The sequence below is a fragment of the Streptomyces narbonensis genome (assembly GCF_014649015.1).
GTDB lineage: Bacteria > Actinomycetota > Actinomycetes > Streptomycetales > Streptomycetaceae > Streptomyces > Streptomyces narbonensis.
Genome location: NZ_BMSF01000011.1, coordinates 96,696 through 114,699 on the forward strand (window position 1 = coordinate 96,696; position 18,004 = coordinate 114,699).

General features: G+C 73.2%; 12 protein-coding genes. 6 read left to right on the forward strand and 6 right to left on the reverse strand.

Going from position 1 to position 18,004, the window contains the following annotated elements; all coding sequences use genetic code 11:
- Positions 1 to 224: 224 nt before the first annotated feature.
- Positions 225 to 497, forward strand: coding sequence for a hypothetical protein (locus IE124_RS21925; RefSeq protein ID WP_189509601.1), 273 nt, complete (start codon positions 225 to 227; stop codon positions 495 to 497).
- Positions 498 to 749: 252 nt separating this feature from the next.
- On the opposite strand, the gene IE124_RS21930 is transcribed toward IE124_RS21925, so the two are convergent.
- From IE124_RS21930 to IE124_RS21940, 3 genes are all read right to left on the reverse strand, one after another.
- Positions 750 to 1,946 (reverse strand): CaiB/BaiF CoA transferase family protein, encoded by a 1,197-nt coding sequence (locus IE124_RS21930; RefSeq protein WP_189509602.1) that lies wholly within the window; start codon positions 1,944 to 1,946, stop codon positions 750 to 752.
- A 138-nt stretch (positions 1,947 to 2,084) separates the two neighbouring features.
- Positions 2,085 to 2,861 carry an ABC transporter permease gene (locus tag IE124_RS21935; protein WP_189509603.1) on the reverse strand — a complete coding sequence of 259 codons (777 nt, stop codon included), beginning with the start codon at positions 2,859 to 2,861 and terminating at the stop codon, positions 2,085 to 2,087.
- Positions 2,858 to 3,796: an ATP-binding cassette domain-containing protein gene (locus IE124_RS21940; protein ID WP_189509604.1), complete on the reverse strand. Its 939-nt coding sequence runs from the start codon at positions 3,794 to 3,796 to the stop codon at positions 2,858 to 2,860. The genes IE124_RS21935 and IE124_RS21940 overlap by 4 nt, the downstream gene beginning before the upstream one ends.
- 63 nt (positions 3,797 to 3,859) lie before the next feature.
- On the opposite strand from IE124_RS21940, the gene IE124_RS21945 reads away from it, so the two are divergent.
- Positions 3,860 to 4,582: a TetR/AcrR family transcriptional regulator gene (locus IE124_RS21945; protein ID WP_189509605.1), complete on the forward strand. Its 723-nt coding sequence runs from the start codon at positions 3,860 to 3,862 to the stop codon at positions 4,580 to 4,582.
- 17 nt (positions 4,583 to 4,599) lie between these two features.
- Here the strand turns inward: IE124_RS21945 and IE124_RS21950 are convergent, their stop codons facing one another.
- From IE124_RS21950 to hmgA, 3 genes are all read right to left on the reverse strand, one after another.
- Positions 4,600 to 5,913, reverse strand: coding sequence for a type ISP restriction/modification enzyme (locus tag IE124_RS21950; RefSeq protein WP_189509606.1), 1,314 nt, complete (start codon positions 5,911 to 5,913; stop codon positions 4,600 to 4,602).
- Positions 5,914 to 6,095: 182 nt separating this feature from the next.
- A complete protein-coding gene (locus IE124_RS21955) occupies positions 6,096 to 6,845 on the reverse strand; it encodes a GntR family transcriptional regulator (protein ID WP_189509607.1) in 750 nt (249 codons plus the stop codon).
- 40 nt (positions 6,846 to 6,885) lie between these two features.
- Positions 6,886 to 8,223 (reverse strand): homogentisate 1,2-dioxygenase, encoded by a 1,338-nt coding sequence (gene hmgA, locus IE124_RS21960; protein ID WP_189509608.1) that lies wholly within the window; start codon positions 8,221 to 8,223, stop codon positions 6,886 to 6,888.
- Between the two features lie 152 nt (positions 8,224 to 8,375).
- Here hmgA and IE124_RS21965 point away from each other — a divergent pair, with 152 nt between their 5' ends.
- From IE124_RS21965 to IE124_RS21980, 4 genes are all read left to right on the forward strand, one after another.
- A complete protein-coding gene (locus tag IE124_RS21965) occupies positions 8,376 to 10,616 on the forward strand; it encodes a right-handed parallel beta-helix repeat-containing protein (RefSeq protein WP_189509609.1) in 2,241 nt (746 codons plus the stop codon).
- Positions 10,613 to 11,473 (forward strand): cupredoxin domain-containing protein, encoded by an 861-nt coding sequence (locus IE124_RS21970; protein ID WP_229832680.1) that lies wholly within the window; start codon positions 10,613 to 10,615, stop codon positions 11,471 to 11,473. The genes IE124_RS21965 and IE124_RS21970 overlap by 4 nt, the downstream gene beginning before the upstream one ends.
- Entirely contained in the window at positions 11,470 to 12,738 is a 1,269-nt protein-coding gene (locus IE124_RS21975) for a hypothetical protein (protein ID WP_189509610.1), read from the forward strand. Before IE124_RS21970 ends, IE124_RS21975 begins: the two co-directional genes overlap by 4 nt.
- Positions 12,739 to 13,051: 313 nt before the next feature.
- Positions 13,052 to 17,968: an RICIN domain-containing protein gene (locus IE124_RS21980; protein WP_189509726.1), complete on the forward strand. Its 4,917-nt coding sequence runs from the start codon at positions 13,052 to 13,054 to the stop codon at positions 17,966 to 17,968.
- Positions 17,969 to 18,004: the final 36 nt, after the last annotated feature.

Consider the following 18,004-nt stretch of genomic DNA (forward strand, 5'->3'; position numbering starts at 1 on the left):
TCCGCGTGGCCGGAGGTCGACGTCCTCGGTGCAGGATGGTTCGTGACGGTTCGACAGGTGTTCGAGGCCTGTCCAACTCACCCTGGAATCAGATGGATTCGCACAGTGACCGTCAACCCTCGTACGGGGTCGGTGAATCCCGTCGGCGGGATACACGGGTGTGACGGTGGAGCGATAGGGTTAACCTGCCCGGGCCGGGTGCCCTTGTACGGGTGGGGAGTGACATGGAACAGATAGCAATGCGCAGCAGGCCGCGAGTGCCTGCCATCACCTGCGGGAGCAGCGCGACGAGTTCGCGCCTCGACCGCCATCTCGCGGTGCTCGGCGGCCCCGCCGTGCCCCAGCGCGAGGTGGCGGAGGCGACGCTGCTGATGCGGGAGCTGACGTCGCGTATGCCGGAGGCGTCGGTGCACAGTCATCGTGGCCGCAGCGCGCGCGTCTCGCTCTTCGCCCCGCTCCGCCGGCTGCGCCGCTCGCTCTTCGGCGCGCGCCACTAGAAGACCGGGGGCCGGGCCGCGTACCCCGAGGTCGCCCGCCCGCTTCCACCCGGTCTCCCGTAAGACCCGCTCGCGACAACGCCGGACGTGTCCCCGCCCGTCCGGCGTTCCGTCGTGTCCGGGCCGGTCCACCGGCCCCGGTGCGTCCGGGTCGGACGGCCGCCTTGGTGCGTCCGGGCCGGCCGGTCAGCCGCCTTGGTGCGCCCGGGCCGGTCCGCCGCCCCGGTTCGGCACGGTGCGGCGGGTACGACGTCAGGCGATCACGCCCGCGCTCCTGAGCTCCTTCCGCTCCGTCTCGGACACCCCGAACTCCCCGAGGACCCCGTCCGTGTCCTGCCCGAGCGCGGGGATCCGGTCCATGCGCGGCTCCGGCCCGTCCGGGAAGACGATCGGCGGCAACAGGGAACGCAGCGGTCCGACCGGGGAGTCCACCGGCCGCCAGCGGTCCCGCGCCGTCAGCTGGGGATGGTCCGCGAGCTCCGCGACCGAGTTGAGCCGGGCGCAGGCGACGCCCGCCGAGTCGAGCAGCGCCAGCGCCTCCGGGGCCGTGAGCGGGGCCAGCGCCTCCGCCACCACCGCGTCCGTCGCCGCGCGCCCGGCGACCCGCGCCGTGTTCGTCGCGAAGGCCGGGTCCTCGGCGAGCTCGGGGCGGCCGATGACCCGCTCGGCGAGCCGCCGCCACTCGCGGTCGTTCTGCACGGAGAGCAGCACCAGGCCCCCGTCGGCCGTCGGATAGGCGTCGTACGGGGCGATCACCGCATGCGCGAGCCCCGTTCGCGCCGGGGGTGTGCCTCCGTGCGACCCGTGGTGCAGCGGATGCCCCATCCACTCGGCCAGCGAGTCGAGGAGGGAGACCTCCACCGGGCCGCCCCGCCCGGTCGTTCCGCGCCGGACGAGTGCGGCGAGGACGCCCGAGAAGGCGTACATCCCGGCGGCGATGTCCGCCGCCGGGATCCCCGACTTGACCGGCTGCTCCGGGGTGCCGGTCACGGAGACGAGCCCCGCCTCGCACTGCACGAGCATGTCGTACGCCCGCTTGTGCGCGTACGGCCCCGCCGCCCCGTACCCCGAGACGTCCACGGCGATCAGTCGCGGGTGCGCGGCGCACAGCGTGGCGGCGTCGAGGCCGAGCCGGGCGGCTGCGCCCTGCGCCAGGTTCTGTACGAAGACGTCGGCGCCGGCCACCAGGCGCCGGGCGAGCGCCAGGCCCCGGGGGTCCTTGAGGTCGACCGCCACCGACTCCTTGCCGCGGTTGCACCACGCGAAGTGCGAGGCGAGGCCGCGGGCGGCCGTGTCGTACGCCCGGGCGAAGTCCCCGCCGTCGGGGCGCTCGATCTTGACGACACGGGCGCCGAGGTCCGCGAGCTGGCGGGTGGCGAAGGGGGCGGCGACGGCCTGCTCGACGGCGACGACCGTGATCCCTTCGAGCGGAAGTGGCTGAGTGCTCATGACAGCCCTGCCTACCCTGCCGGGGCGTCCCTGTCATCAGGGGATGCGTCACCCCCGGGCGCCCCGGACGCCCACGGCGCCCCGGGCCAAGGGCCCCCGCGCCCCAGGCCCACCGCCGTCCCCCTTGGTGGCGTGCCGTCAGCGGCGGGCGTAGCGGCGGACCGCGAGCGGGGCGAAGAGCGCGATCAGGGCGAGCGACCAGATCAGCGACCCCGCCACCGGGTGCGCCACCGGCCAGGCGGCGTCGGCCGGTACGGGAGCGTTGCCGAAGAGCTTCCGTACCGCGGTCGTGACCGCCGAGATCGGGTTCCACTCGGCGACCGTCCGCAGCCAGCCCGGCATGCCGTCCGTCGGGATGTACGCGTTGGAGAGCAGCGGCAGCATGAAGGTGGCGCTGCCGAGCTGGCCGGCCGCCTCCTCGCTCTGGGAGGCCAGGCCGAGCAGGATGCCGATCCAGGTCGTCGCGAAGCGGAAGAGGAGCAGCAGGCCGAAGGCGCCCACGGCCTCCAGGGCGGTGCCCTCGATCCGCCAGCCCATCGCGAGTCCGACGAGGATCAGCGGGACCGTGCCGACGGCGCTCGCCACCAGGTCGGCGAGGGCCTGTCCGAGGGGGACGGCGGCCCGGCTCACGGGCAGGGTCCGGAAGCGGTCCATGACGCCCCGGTGCGAGTCCTGCGCGGCCTGGAACATGCCGGTCATCAGACCGCCGGCCGCTGTCGCCACGAGCATGCCGGGGACCAGGTAGGCCCGGTACCCGTCGCCCGGCATGGCGAGCGCGCTGCCGAAGACGTACCCGAAGAAGAGGAGGAAGACGATCGGCATCGTCTGGGTCATCACGGTGATGGCGGGGGCGTGCCGGATCCGCTGGAGATGGCGGCCGAGGACGGCGGTCCCGTCGTGCACGAGCGCGCTCACGCGGCGGGCTCCTTCCGTGCGGTGAGGCGCAGGAACACCTCGTCGAGGGTGGGCGGACGCAGGGACGCGTCGACGATGAGGACTCCGGCGGCGTCGATCTCGCGGACGAGCCGGGGGAGCGTGAGGGTGGTGTCCGCGGTCACCGCACCGACCGTGCGCCGCTCGGCGTCCAGGACCGGTGCCGCGCCGGTGAGCCGGTCGAGGACGGCGGCGGCCGCCTCCAGGAGCGCGGGGTCGGCGACGACGACCTCGGCGTGGTGGCCGATGAGCGCCTTGAGTTCGGCGGGTGTGCCGCGCTGGGCGACCCGCCCCTCGTCGATCAGGACGATGTCGTCGGCGAGCTGGTCGGCCTCCTCCAGGTACTGGGTGGTCAGCAGGACGGTGGTGCCCTCGGCCGCCAGCTCCCCCACCGCCTCCCAGATGCCGTTGCGGCTGTGCGGGTCGAGGCCGGTCGTCGGCTCGTCGAGGAAGAGGACCTCGGGGCGGACGAGGAGGCTCGCGGCCAGGTCGAGGCGGCGCCGCATCCCGCCCGAGTAGGTGCGGGCGGGCCGGTCGGCCGCGGCGGTCAGGCCGAACCGCTCCAGGAGTTCGCCGGCGCGGGAGCGCGGGGCGCGCAGCAGCCTGGCGAAGAGCCGGAGGTTCTCGGCACCGGTCAGGTCGCCGTCGACGGAGGCGTACTGGCCGGTGACCGCGATCTTGCCGCGGACGCCCGCCGGGTCGCGCACCACGTCGTGCCCGGCGATCCGTGCGCTGCCTGCGTCCGGCGCGACCAGGGTCGTCAGGACCCGGACGGCGGTCGTCTTGCCGGCGCCGTTGGGGCCGAGGACGCCGCAGACCGTTCCCTCGGGGACGGCCAGGTCGAGCCCGCGCAGGGCGTGGACCTCGCCGTATCGCTTCCGCAGACCCTCACTAAGTACAGCGTACGTAGTCGTCATGGCGCGACCATACCGCACTACGTACGGTGTACGTAACTACGATGGGGGTCGAGGTGATGATCCATGGCGGGCCGAGCGGCCGAACCGGAAGTGATCTGGGCACGGCCCGAGCGCGCGGGCCGCGGCCCCAAGCCGGCCTACAGCAGGAGCGACATCGTGGCCGCCGCGGTCCGCGCCGCCGACGCCGACGGCATCGACGCCGTCTCGATGCGCCGCATCGCGGCCGACATCGGCTGCGGCACGATGTCGCTCTACAACTACGTCCCGCGCAAGGAGGACCTGTACGAGCTGATGGTCGACGCCGTCAGCGCCGAGTACGAACTCTCCGAGCCGCTCGGCACGTCCGGCGGCGACTGGCGCGCGGACATGATCGACATGGGCCGGCAGGCGCGCGGGATCCTGCACCGCCACCCCTGGGTGATCCGCCTGATGACCACCGGCTACGCATACGGGCCCAACGCCCTGCGGTTCCTGGAGCACTGCCTCGGCTGCCTGGACGGCCTCGACCTGCCGGGCGGCGCCAAGATGGAGCTGATCGCGAGCGTCAACGGCACGGTGATGACCATCGTCGCCAACGAGATCGCCCTCGCCGAGCGCGCCCGCTCCCTGCCCTGGTCGGGCGAACAGGAGCAGGCCGTGCGCGGCGCCTACCTGATGGGTCAGCTCGCCGGCGGCGGATACCCCCGGCTGGCCGCGGTCCTGGCCACCGCGGGGGCCGAACCCCTCGACCCCGAGGAGGTCTTCGAGCGGACGCTGGGACGGGTGCTCGACTCGTTCGTCCCCTGAGGGGCCGTGCCCGCCCGCTACAGCAGGGCGAACTGGCCCTCCGGGCCCTCCTCCTGATGATCCAGTACGGACGCGGGGCGACGGGCCCGGTCCGGCACCGGCAGCACCCCGGCCGCCTGCAACTCCTCCCGGGTCGCCGACCCGCTCGCCGCCGTGAAGGCGGCGCGCTCCGGCTCCCGCGCGCCGAGCAGCGCCAGGACCGTGACCAGGTCGAGCAGCTCCGAGGTCCACTCCTGGGGCCAGCCGACCGGGCCGATCGCCTCCAGGGAGCCCGGCTCCGCCGGCGCGGTCCGCTGCGCGAACCACTGCTCCAGGACGCGCACCCCGCCGACCCGGAACTCCCAGGCCTCCGGCGGTACGGGGGAGATCCGGCCCTCGCCGAGGCACAGCGTCTCCTCGCCGGCCTCGTACGTCACCGCCTCGGGCCGCGCGGGGACCGCCGCCCGCACGTAGGGGCGGCGCCCGCCCGGCAGCCTGGGCTTCGACCCGCTCAGGGCGCCCCGCAGCTGCACGTCGGCGAGCTCCCGGCCGAGCGCCACGCCCGCCGCCCAGACCTCCGGGTCCGCGGGGAGCGGGACACGGCAGCCGGCGGGGGAGGGGAGGGCCGCCGCGAGCGTCCAGGCGAGCCACTCCCGGGCGTCGACCTCGTGCCCGTACCGGCGGGTGAGGAAGGGCAGCAGGCCCGGCGCGAGATTCGGCTCGCGGCCGCCCGGGCGCCGGAAGAGCGGGCGGATCCGGCCGGGGCGGCCCGCCGGGGAGCGGCCCTCGGGAAGCACGGCCGTCACCAGGAGCGCGGGGCCGGCCGCTCTGTGACCGGCTGCCCCGTGACCGGCCGCTCCGTGACCGGCTGCCCCGGTGCCGCTGGGCCCGGGGACGTACGCCTGCTCGACGGCGAAGATCTGCGGCTCGTCGGCGACCCGCCACAGCTCGGGGCGCGCGTTGTCGATGAGCCGGTGGTCGGGGAGCAGCCACTGCTCGTCGAACGGCCCGTACGCGAAGCGCACCGCCTCCGGGCACGGGCCCGACTCGCGGGCGAAGCGCGCGGTCCCGGTGCGCTGACCGGGCAGGGCCGCCACCGCGCTCGAAGGCGTCCGCGCCCGGCTCGGGCGGAAGAGCGCCTCGCGCTCGGCCCCCTCGGTGGCGGTCAGCCGGTCCCAGCGGGCCCGCAGGGTCCGCACGTCCGGCGCCACGATCCAGGACCGGCCGAAGCGGAGCGGCGCGACGGACCAGGGCACGAGGTCGTCGAGGAGGGGCAGCAGGTCGTCGAGCGCGGGTACGTCGTGTTCCGTACCGGCGGCTTCCGCACCGGGGGCTTCCGTCACGCCCCGCATGCTAGGGGGTGTCTTGCCGATCAGGCCGGGCTCGCGGGGTCTGGCACCGCGCCTCGCCGCGTTGTCGTCACTCGCCATGACTCCGCCATGACTCCCTCCTCCGCCTTGCGATGCACGGCACCAGACCCCGCTCCCTGATCCGACCTGATCGGCAAGACACCCCCTAGGGCCTGTCGTCGCCGTCAGTGCGCCTCCACCGTGACGGTGAAGGAGAAGCGGTCGCCGCGGTACCGGATGCGGGCCACGTCGACGACCCTGCCGTCCTCGTCGTACGTCACACCCGTGTAGTGGAGGATCGGAGAGAGCAGCGGGACCTGGAGCAGGCCCGCCGTCTCCGGGTCGGCGAGGCGGGCCTCGACCGTGTCCGTGATGCGGCTGATCCGCACCCCGACCACGTCCCGCAGCACCTTCGTCATCGGCCAGCGGACCAGATCGGCCGGGTCGATCGCGGCGGCGAGCTCGGGGAGCACCGCGTTCTCCGCCCAGTTGGTCGGCTCGCCGCTCTCCCCGTCGCGGCGCAGTCGCCGGTACGCCACGACCTCCGGCACGTCGGGGAAGTACTCGGCGAGCTCGCCCGGCACCGGCTCCGCGCCGTGCCCGAGGACCGTCGTCCGCTCGCCCGACTGCTGGGCCACGATCGCGTCGATCGAGCCGAGCAGCCGGCGCGGGGTGGAGCGGCGGGCACCCGGCTCGATGAAGGTGCCGCGCCGCCGGTGCCGGCTGATCAGGCCCTCCTCCTCCAGCTCCTTGAGGGCCTGGCGCATGGTCAGCACGCTCACGCCGTAGTGGGCCGCGAGCTGCTCCTCGGTGGGCAGCCGCAGCGAGGCGTCGGGCGTGCGGCCCAGTATCGAGGCGCGCAGCGACTGCGAGACCTGATACCAGAGCGGCAGCTTGCGGTTCAGGACCAGCGAGTCGGGGGCGAAGGCGGTCACGTGTTCTCCGTACGACGGCTACGGGCTTACGGCCGGGACACTACGGCCGGAAGTGGCGCTCAAGACCCTGCCATACGTCGTCGTACCCCTTCTGCAGATGGTCGGCGTTCGCGGCCTGCGGGGTCGCGGTCACCGGCCAGCGGGTCTCGAACATGAAGGCGAGGCCGTCGTCGATCCGCTGCGGCTTCAGCTCCGCCGCGCTGGCCTTGTCGAAGGTCTCCCGGTCGGGGCCGTGCGCGGACATCATGTTGTGCAGCGAGCCGCCGCCCGGCACGAAGCCCTCCGCCTTCGCGTCGTAGGCGCCCTCGATCAGGCCCATGTACTCGCTCATCACGTTGCGGTGGAAGTACGGCGGCCGGAAGGTGTCCTCGCCGACGAGCCAGCGCGGGGCGAAGACGACGAAGTCGACGCCCGCGAGCCCCGGGGTGTCGGAGGGCGCGGTGAGGACCGTGAAGATCGACGGGTCGGGGTGGTCGTAGGAGATCGTCCCGATGACGTTGAAACGGCGCAGGTCGTAGACGTACGGGGTGTGGTTGCCGTGCCAGGCGACGACGTCCAGGGGGGAGTGGCCGTAGGTCGCCGACCAGAGGTGGCCGCAGTACTTGTTGACCACCTCGACCGGACCCTCGACGTCCTCGTAGGCGGCGACGGGGGCCCGGAAGTCGCGGGCGTTCGCCAGGCCGTTGGCGCCGATCGGGCCGAGGTCGGGGAGCTGGAAGGGCGCCCCGTAGTTCTCGCAGACGTAGCCCCGGGCGGTCGGGCTCTGCCCGCCGTCGGACGCAGCGTCCAGCAGCTCCACGCGGAAGCGGACGCCGCGGGGGATCAGCACGACCTCGCCGGGGTGGGCGGCGAGCAGGCCCAGCTCCGTGTGGAGCAGCAGGCCGCCGCGCTCGGGGACGATCAGCAGCTCGCCGTCGGAGTCGCCGAAGACCCGCTCCATGGAGGCGTTGGCGTGGTAGAGGTGCACGGCCATGCCGGTGCGCTGGGTCACGTCGCCGTTGCCGCCGAGGGTCCACAGACCGGCGAGCCAGTCCGTGCCGGGGGCGGGCTCGGGCAGCGGGTTCCAGCGGAGCCGGTTCGGGTCCGGCACCGTCTCGGTGAAGGGGGCCCCGCGCAGCGTGCCGTCGTCGATCCGGGTGAACGGCGGGTGCGCGGCCGAGGGGCGGATCCGGTAGAGCCAGGAGCGGCGGTTGTGCGCCCGCGGCTCGGTGAACGCGCTGCCGCTGAGCTGCTCGGCATAGAGGCCGAGGGGTGCGCGCTGCGGCGAGTTACGGCCGTGCGGCAGTGCGCCGGGTACCGCCTCCGAGCTGTGCTCGTTGCCGAAACCGGTGCTGTAGGTGAGCGCCTCGGCCGTCTTCCTGGCCTGCTCCGTGGTCATCGCCCGCTCCTGTCCTGAGCCCGCAAGGGAATCCTATGGATGACCGTAGGATTCCGCGGCGCTCCCGTCAACGGGGGCGTGGCGGGAGCCGTTCCGGATTGGTGCCGCACGAGGGGGTCAGGAAAGATGAACAATGCTCTACTCTCACGCGCATGTCCTGGACCCGAAGAATCGTCCTCGCCTTCTCGGTCGTGCTCGCGGCCCTCGCCGGAGCCCTGCTCACCGCCCCCGGGGCCCAGGCCCACGAGGAGCGGCCCGTCACCTTCCCCGACGGCTCCGGCACCGTCCCGCAGCCCCGCTCGGGCGAACCCGACCTCCTCGTCTGCAAGACCGACCGCGCCGACTTCGCGCGCCGGATATCCGCCTTCCCGGCCCCGGTCAAGGCCCGCAACCTCGCCCTCCTCGACCGCTGCGCGCGCGAGGGCTACCGCCACCTCCAGGAGGCCGTCGACGCCGTCGACCGGCCCGGGATGACGATCGCGGTCCTCCCCGGCCTCTACGAGGAAGAGCCCTCACTGCCCAAGCCCACCGGCGCATGCGCCGCGCTCAAGGCGCCGAACTCCTCCTTCGGCTACCAGATCCTCAGCTACGAGCAGCAGCGGCAGTGCCCGCACAACCAGAACCTGGTCGCGATCCTCGGCAAGAAGAACCTCCAGATCGAGGGCACCGGCGCCTCCCGCCTCGACGTCGTCTTCGACGCCAAGTACCAGAAGCTCAACGGCATCCGGGCGGACCAGTCCGACGGCGTCTACTTCCGCAACTTCACCGCCCAGCGCACCACCTTCAACTCGCTGTACGTGCTCGCCGCCGACGGCTTCGTCATCGACGACGTCCTCACCCGCTGGAACGACGAGTACGGCTTCCTGACCTTCGCCTCCGACCACGGCCTCTACAAGAACTGCGAGTCCTACGGAAACGGCGACTCCGGCATCTACCCCGGCTCGGCCTCGAACATCAACGACGGCCGCGGCTACGACGTGCCCCGCTACTCCATCGAGATCACCGGCTGCCGCAGCCACCACAACATGGTCGGCTACTCCGGCACCGCCGGAGACTCGGTCTGGGTCCACGACAACGAGTTCGACCACAACATGGGCGGCGCCTCCATGGACTCCGCCTTCCCCGGCCACCCCGGACTTCCCCAGAACCACGCCCGCTTCGAACGCAACCTGATCCACGACAACAACCAGAACTACTACCCGTACGTCGCCGACGGCACCTGCGCCAAGCCGCCCGTCGAGCGCGGCTACGAACGGGGCGTCGTCTGCCCCCAGATCTCCATGCCGCCCGGCACCGGCATCATCACCGCAGGAGGCAACTGGAACCTCTACGAGGACAACTGGGTGTACGGCCACCAGCGCGCCGCCTTCTACCTGAACGCCGTGCCCGCCTTCATCCGCGGCGAGTCCGCTTGGGCCAAGCAGTTCGACACCTCCCACCACAACCGCTACGCCGGCAACCACCTCGGCGTCGACAGGGCCGGCAACTCCCGCCCCAACCGCACCGACGTCTGGTGGGACGGCCAGGGCAGCGGCAACTGCTGGCAGAGCGACGCCGGCGCCGCCAGCCCCGGCGCCCTGCCCGGCTGCGGGGAACGCCGCGGCGACGTCTCCGGCGACACCGACCGCCTCGTCGGCGAACCCGTCAAGCTCGCCCAGCTCCTCGTCTGCGCCGACTACAACGTCCAGGCCCGCCGCCTCCCGGCCGGCTGCGACTGGTACGGCGCCCGCGGCCTCCAGCGCGTCGAGACCCAGCTCGCCCTCGGCAGCGCCCTCGTCCTCGCCCTGACCGGCACCGCCCTGTGGTGGCGCCGCCTGCGCGGCCACCGGCTCGCGGGCCTGGCCACCCTCGCCGGCCTCGTGGGCCTGACCCTCGACGTGGTCGGCTCGACCCTCGCCCTCACCCCGACCGCCGTACCGGCCCTCGCGCTGCTCCTCATGGGCGCGTGGTGGACCCTCGTCGGCCTCGCCCTGCGGCCCACCCGCCCCGTCTTCGCCTGGACCACGGTCGCGCTCGGCGCCCTCACCCTGCTCGACGCCTTCGACAAGGCGGTCCTGATGGTCCCGGGCATCCCCCTCAGCCCCGCCTGGTTCCGGCTGCTCCTCGGCGTCGTCTGGGTCCTCTGGGCGGTGATCGCGGCAGGCACCCGCACCCCGCCGACCACCCCCACCCCCGTTCCCACCCCCGGCACCGACTCCGCCCCCGCCACAGCCCCCGAACCAGGCGAGCCGGAGCTCACCCCCGCCGGTGAGGCCGCTCCCACGCCGGCGTCCACCTCGGCGTCCGCCTCCGAGCCCACCTCGGCGCCCACCTCGGCGCCCACCTCGGCGTCCGCCTCCGCGCCCACCTCGGCGTCCGCCGAGGCCCGGCCGCACGAGGAGGGGGCGGCGTGACACGCGCGACGCACCCGCGCGGGGCGGCGACGCCCCTCCTCTCCCTGGTGCTCGTCCTGGCCGCCGCACTGCCCCTCGCGGGCTGCGGCGGCCCGGCCACCACCCACCACAAACCCGGCACCACCCACGAGGAGGCGTCCGGGAGCAGCGGCACCCTCCTCCCGGCCCGCGACGAGTCCGGCCACCGGCTGCGGGAGGTCCCCGCGGCGACGGCGCCCACCGTCCGGGTCGAGGCCAGGCCCGATACGGAGGGCGGCTGGAACATCCACCTCACAGTGGAGAGGTTCCGCTTCACCCCGGACAGCACCGGCGGCGCTGCCCTCCCCGGCCGCGGCCACGCCCGACTGCTGACCGACGGCCGGGAGACCGCCCGCCTGTACGGCGACTGGGGACACGTACCGCCCGGGGCGCGCACCCTGACCGTCCGCCTCCACGCAGACGACCACACGGTCTGGGCCGTCGCCGGCGCACCCGTCCAGGCCACCGTGCGCCTGGACGGCGCCCCCGCGGCCCCGCCTAGCCCCCGACCGTCCGACACGGCGACCGCCCCGGCCCCCGCCACCACCGCGCCGCCGAGCCCCCGCCCGACCGAGACGGGCCGGACCGTCACCCTCACCATCGCCGGCAAGACCGTCGAACCACCCCCTTCCCGCATCGAGTTGAAGAAGGGTGAGCGCCTCACCCTCCGCGTCACCGGCGACCGTGCCGACACCGTCCACGTACACGGCTACGACCGTGAAGTCCCCCTCTCTCCCGGCGTCCCCGCCGCCCTCACCCTCACCGCCGACCGGACGGGTCTCTTCGAGGTCGAGACCCACGAGTCCGGACTCCTCCTGACCCAACTCGTCGTCCGGTGACCGGCGTCCCGCTCGCCCACGGCGTCGGCTCCCGGCACGACCTCCCCCTCTCGCCCTTCTACGCCTACGCCGGCGCCTTCACCGCACTCCTCGTCTCCTTCCTCGCCCTCGGGTTGCTCTGGTCCACCTCCTGCTTCCGCGGCGATCTGGCCGGGCGCCCCCTCCCCGCCACCGTCCAGCGGGTGGCCGACGCGCCGGCCACCCGCACCACCCTCCGACTCCTGGGCGCCGCCGTCGCCCTGCTGTTCCTCGCCCACCTCCTCCTCGGCCCCGACGATCCGGACCGCAACCCCGCGCCCGGCGCCCTCTACGTCCTCCTCTGGGTCGGACTCGTCCCTGCCTCCCTCCTCCTCGGCCCCGTCTGGCGCCTCCTCAACCCGCTCCGCCCCCTGCACGCCCTTCGCCCGCCACGGAACCCGCGCCCGGTGCCCGCCGCCGTCGGCATCCGCCCCGCCGCAGCCGGGCTCCTCCTCTTCACCTGGCTCGAACTCGTCGCCCCCGACAACACCTCCACCGGCACCCTCCTCATCGCCCTCGCCGTCCACGCCGGCGTCCAGCTCCTCGGCGCCGCCCGCTACGGCGACCGCTGGTTCGCCCATGCCGACCCCTTCGAGGTCTACTCCTCCCTCCTCGCCCGCCTCTCACCCCTCGGCCGCCGCGCCGACGGCCGCCTGGTCCTGCGCTCCCCCTTCCACGGCCTCGACTCCACCCCGCAGACCCCCGGTCTCGTCGCCACCGTCTGCGTCCTCCTCGGCTCCACCGCCTACGACGGCCTCTCCGACAACCCCCGCTGGATCACCACCCTCCAGACGTCCTCCCTCGACCCCACCGTCACCGCCACGCTCGGTCTCCTCGCCGTCGTCGCCCTCGCCGCCGCCTTCTACGGCCTCTGCGCGGGCGCCCTCCGCCTCATGGACCGGTCCCTCACCACACCCCTCACCTCCTTCGCCCACTCCCTCCTGCCCATCGCCCTCGGCTACCTCGTCGCCCACTACTTCTCGCTCTTCGTCACCGAAGGGACACGTACGGTCATCATGGCAGCGGGCACTGACAACGCCCTCTCGCCCGCCCCGCCACTGGGTCCCGGAGGCCTCGCGACCCTCCAGGTCGCCGCGATCGTCACCGGTCACGTCCTCGGTGTCGTCGCCGCCCACGACCGCTCCGTGCGACTCTTCCCGCCGGCCCGGGCCATCGCGGGCCAACTGCCGCTGTTCCTGCTGATGATCGCGTACACCCTCGGCGGCATCGGCCTGCTCATCGCCTGACCTCCGACCTCGAAGAACCATCAGTAACCCTCTTGAACAAGGGGGTTGGCGTGAGGCTATGGTGATCACCGCGCGCCCGGCGGAGCCTGACCACTCCACGACGGCGCGCACATCACCGGCGGCCGGGGGGACAGTGCCGCCACGGGGAGGATGGAACCGCCATGCCGCGACGCCGGCTCGGCGTACCCGGAAGACCGGGACGCCGAGCTGTCGCGCCCGCGTGATCCGCGTGCGGAGTTCCGGCCTCCCTTGCAGGACGTCCCCACCGTCCTCGCTCCACACGAAGGATCCACTCTTGCGTTTCAGACCAGGAATGCTCATACCCGGATCACGGTTGTCCGCGATCCTCACCCCTCTCACCACCTCCGTGGTCGGCCTCGCCGTGCTCGGCGGCCTGGCCGTCCAGCCCGGCACCGCCGCCCCGCGCATGGCCACGGTCGGCAACGACTACGACTGGTACGACGAGACGGCCGCCGAGGAACTGCGGCAGGACCAGTGCCTGATGGCCGAGGTCCTGCGCATGGGCGGACCCGCCATGGGAGCCGTCGCCAAGGGCGGGCTCGACCTGCCGCCCGAGGGCCTCCACACCGCGGCCGACCGCAAGTACTGGGAGGACACGCCGCTCGCCACGGCATTCGAGAAGGACAAGGCCGCCGCCGACAAGGAGCTGGCGGACATCTACGGCCTCCGCGAGACGTGGAAGAAGCCCGTGTACGGGCTGACCACTCCGGCAGGCATCAACGACACCACCTTCCACTGGCCGCCCGGCGTCAGCGAGGGCGAGGACTTCCACACCCAGACCGGCCTGACCAAGTGGATCGCCGACCGTTACTGGAAGGACGAGGGCGACTTCTACGTCGACCCCACGCCGAAGGCCGACGAGAAGACCCGCAAGGCCGTCACCGACCTCGGCACCCCTCTCTACGGCACCCCTCCCAACTCGCAGACCAGCACCGACTGGTACCGCGACGGAGCCGAGCACGAGGGCTTCAAGTGGCTGAAGGAAGCCACCTTCGAGCCCACGGGCGCCGACAACGCCCGGCTCTTCCTCGCCGCCGGCGGCTTCCCCCGGACGGCTCCCGCCCCGGGGACTCCGGAGTTCCGCATCGCCGTCGAGGACATGAAGACCCGGTACTCGACCTGTGCCTGGCGCGACGCGATCGACCCGAGCAAGGTCCTGGGCCCCATCGCCGACACGGCCGCCGCCGAGTGGCAGCAGGAGATCGCCGCCCAGGCCGCCCAGCGGAACAAGGTCCTCAACGCGAACGCGAACGCCACCAGGGCACTCGCCACCGGCTCGCGGGCGCTCGGCCAGATGCTCGGCCACTCGTGGGTCGCCGACCACCTCACCCGCTGGCAGGACTACTGGTCCGCGGGCGGCGTCGGCTGGATCGGTGACGCCGAGTCGACGATCGAGCTGAAGGCCGCACCGGGCAAGTGTCTGGAGTCCCAGGGCGGCGGAACCGCCAACGGCACCCCCGTCCAGGTCTACACCTGCAACGGCGGGGCCGGACAGAAGTGGCGGATGGAGGGCGACGACCACGGCCTGCACCTGCGCAACGTCAAGTCCATGACCTGCCTCGACGTCGCGGGTGGCGGCACCGCCGTCGGCACGAAGATCCAGCTCTACACGTGCAACAGCTCCCCGGCGCAGACGTGGGCCTACACCCCCCGCGCCACCACCGCGCTGAAGGGCGTCGGCTCGGGCAAGTGCCTGAACTTCCCGACGTACGACCTCGGCAAGGACGCGCTGCTCGCCACCTGCAACAGCACCGGCCCGCAGCAGCTCACCGTCAAGCCCTCCGGCAACAAGGGCGAGGTGCAGCCCAAGGCCCACTTCGACCAGGCCACGAAGGGCGTCACGGACGCCCGCGCGGGCGCCAAGGCGCAGCTGCTCGTCATCAAGCAGCAGGCCGCCAACGTCGCGGCGGCCGTGGCCGCCTCCGACGCCGCCGAGCAGGCCGCGTACGGCATCGCCGACTCGCAGGGCGTTCCGCGCGGCCGCGGCATGCTCGTGGGTCTGCAGAAGGCCCAGGTCACCAAGGGCATCTCCGCCGCGCTCAACGCGATGGTGAAGGCCGGCGAGACCGCCGAGGCCGCCACCAGGGCCGCCGCCGCGGACAGCGAGACCATCGCCCAGCGCGCGCTCGCCCAGGCCTCCCTGTCGAAGGCCGAGTTCCGCAAGGAGGCGGCCCGCGCCGCCGAGCTCCAGGCCAAGGCCGCCGCGGACGGGGCCAAGTTCCAGCGGGACACGGCCAAGAAGGAGAAGGAGACCGCCGAGGCCAAGCTCGCCGTCGCGCTGAAGGCGGAGGCCGACGCGAAGGCCGCCGCGGCCGACGCCCACGCGCGCAGGCTGTCGGCGGAGGCGGAGGAGAAGACCGCCGAGAAGGAGAAGCTGACCGCCGTCGCCAAGCAGGGCGAGGCGGCCCAGCACCGCAAGAACGCCGAGGCGGAGGCGGTGAAGGCGCAGGACGCCAAGAAGCTCGCCGAGTCCGCCGAATCCACCGCGGTCCAGAAGAAGAACGACGCGGTGAAGGCCAAGGACAAGGCCCGCGACCTGCGGGACGACGCCTGGGCCGCAGAGCAGAAGGCCGACGCCGCCCGTGCCAAGGCCGATGCCAAGGAGGCCTTCGCCCAGGCCCATGAGTCGGACGAGGCCGCGCAGGCGTCCCGGGAGGCCGCGAACGCCGCTGACACGCACGCGGACAACGCGGAGGCGGCGGCAGGCCGGGCCCGCGGCGAGGCCGACGCGGCGACGGAGGCCGCCGCGGACGCGGACGCCGCCGCCACCCGTGCCGAGGCCGCCGCGAGCCGCGCCCGCGCCGACTCGGACGCGGCCCACGCCGCCAAGCTCCGGTCCGAGGCCGCCGTGGCCACCGCGACCAGCGCCGTGGCCGACGCCCTGGAGGCCTCGAAGCGTGCCGCCGACGCGGCGAAGACCGCGCTGCAGCTCGCCGACGAGGCGGAGGCCAAGGCCAAGGAGGCCAAGACCCACGCGGACGAGGCGAACAAGGAGGCCGGCAAGGCCCTGGCCGCCGCCGCCAAGGCCGCCGGATTCGCCCACGTCACGGCCCAGGCCGCGGTCGACGCGGGGAACTCGGCCGCGCAGGTCGCCCAGCCCGCCAACGACGCCATCCAGCTCGGCTCCCCCTACGTCACGACCGACTCGGCCGCCGGCCTCGTCGTCCTGACCGGCCAGGCGTCGAAGACCATCGCCGAGCAGCAGAAGGCCGTCGCCGACACCCACGCCGCGAACGCGAAGGACGAGGCGGCCGCCGCCCAGGCCATCGCGGACGCGGCCAGCGGCGAGGCCAAGCAGGCCTACGTGCACGCCGCCAATGCCGCCGCCCACGCGGCCGACGCGCGCGGCTACGCCAAGGAGGCCCTCGGCTACGCGGCCGACGCCGCCCGGGCCGCGGCCAAGGCGGCCGAGTCCCTGGCCCGTACGGTCGAGTGGGACCGCCAGGCCGGCGTGGACGCCGAGGCCGCCGACAAGGCGGCAGGGCGCGCCGAGGGGCACGCCAAGTCCGCTCGCGAGTCCGCCGACCAGGCCGCCCTGGACGCCCAGGGCGCCCGCGACGCCGCGGCCGCGGCCGAGCGGGCGGCGACGGAGGCCCGAGCGGCGGCCAACCGCGCCGACGCCGCCGCGACCCAGGCCGAGGAAGCGGCCAAGGACGCGCTGCGGTACGCCAAGGAGGCGCAGCAGGCGGCCGACTCCGCGGCCCGGAAGCAGGCCAACCAGCAGATCACGGACGGCGCGGGCACGGGCGGGATCGGCGGCACGTTCTTCGTCGTCGACGAGGACAGCGTCAAGGTCACCAACGCCGTCGACAAGAACCCCTGCGTCCTCGAACCCGGCTGGACCGGCTGCACCGTGACGTTCGACGTGACGTTCGACGCCGACGTCGAGTTCTTCCTGTGCACCGACCCCGCGATGCCGGCCACGGCCTCCGGCTGCCCGGCCATCGACACCATGCTGATCGACCGCCAGACGTTCACGGGTCTGAAGAAGGAGGTCACGCGGTACTTCAGCAAGTGGGACCTCATCCAGGAGACCCTCGTCTACAAGGTCCTCAAGGCCGCCCTGCTCGATGACTTCATCGACTGCTGGAAGGGCAGCGCCGGCGGCTGCGCGTGGGCAGCGAGCAACTTCATCCCGGGCAAGGCGTTCGTCAAGGTCGGCGAGGCGATCACCGCCCTCCACGCCGCGATGAAGACGGGCATCGGCGTCGCCGACGCGTACCGGGCCCTCAGGGTCCTCGACGGCCTGGACCCCGCGACCCTCGCCAAGATCACGCAGCAGGTGAACGTCTACGAGGATCTCTTCACCTCCTGCGTGCGCAACAGCTTCCCGGGACACACACCGGTGCTGATGGCGGACGGCACGCACCGGCCCATCAGCCAGGTGGCGATCGGGGACCTGGTGAAGGCCGCCGACCCCGATTCCGGGGAGCTGCGGACCCAGAAGGTCACCGCCACCTTCCGGCACGACACCGAGCGGCTGGTGGACCTCACCCTCGCCGACGGCGGGAAGCTGACCAGCACCGCCGGCCACAAGTTCTTCGTGGCCGACCGCGGCTGGCGAACCGTCTCCGAACTGCGCGTCGGTGACCGTCTGCGGACTCCGGACGGCCTTGTCCGGGCGGTGACCGCCCTCGACGACCGCACGGGCCTGACGCCGGCGACGGTCTACGACCTCACGGTCGACGGTCCGCACACCTTCTTCGTGCGCACCACGGGCACGCGTCCGCAGGACGTGCTCGTCCACAACTGCCTGAACATCATCGCGGACGAGGGCGTGAACGGCGCTCACACCCTGCGCGATCACGTCCTCGACGAGCAGGCGGCGTGGGCGAAGGCCCGAAGGGACGGCATCGCGTCGGTCTGGAACGATCAGGACACGGCGATGCGCGCCGTCAACGAGGCCTTCCAGCAGTGGGTGCAGCGCAGCCCGAAGAACCTGGCGAAGCTCACGAAGTGGATCAACGAACAGCGCAATCTGCCGAAGTCGCAGATCTTCGATCCCCGCTACGACGTCTTCCCCTTCGAATGGCAGCTGCGCGGCGAGGGCTCGCTGGGCAAGATCTACCGTGACGGAGCCTCGGCGCCGGTGGATGCGGGGAACACGGTAGTGGTCAAGATCAAGGCGGTCCGGGGCAAGGCCCACGACGGGGATCCGGACCTCAATGTCCCGAACAACTTCGTGGTCTACACCGCCTACCCGAAGTAGGAAGGACAGGCAGGAAGGCAGGAGAAGGACAGGAAG